Origin of the sequence: Pseudomonas sp. EL_65y_Pfl2_R96 (assembly GCF_963970905.1) — a bacterium.
Classification (GTDB): Bacteria; Pseudomonadota; Gammaproteobacteria; order Pseudomonadales; family Pseudomonadaceae; genus Aquipseudomonas.
Genome location: NZ_CAXAQH010000197.1, coordinates 1 through 548 on the forward strand (window position 1 = coordinate 1; position 548 = coordinate 548).

General features: G+C 61.7%; 1 pseudogene. It reads left to right on the forward strand.

What is annotated here, in order from left to right:
* Positions 1–548: pseudogene (locus tag AACY49_RS30190) on the forward strand (transposase); the annotation flags it as partial.

The following is a 548-nucleotide window of genomic DNA, read 5'->3' on the forward strand; positions in this document are numbered from 1 at the left end:
GAAGCTCAAAGCGGAAGTGAATGCCGTGATTGAGGAAGCAATTGACGCCGTGTATCTGACGCGGCAGCGCCTCAAAATCGTGGATTTGGTCGCCGAAGTGCATCGCCAATGCGTCGCCCGCGGTCTGGCGAAGCCTGGCCGGAAGGCGGTCACTGCGAGAGTACGGAAGCGTCCGGCACGGGAGATCGTCGCCAAACGCGAAGGCCGCAAGGCGGCGCGCGATCGTTACGTTCCAGCGATCGGTTCGCTCGAAGCCCACTGGCCGCTGTCGCTGATCCAGATCGACCATACGCTGGTCGATGTGATTGTGGTTGACAGCGAAACCCGTACGTCGATCCAGCGTCCGTGGCTGACGTTGGCGATCGACGTTTGTACCCGCTGCGTTGCCGGTTTCCATCTTTCGCTGGAACCTCCGTCTGCAACGTCGGTTGCGCTGTGTCTGAGCCACGGCGCGCTCGCCAAGGACAGTTGGCTTGCCGAACGACGCATCGATGCGGTGTGGCCAGTGCGGGGCATTCCGGAACGACTGCATCTGGACAATGCGAAGG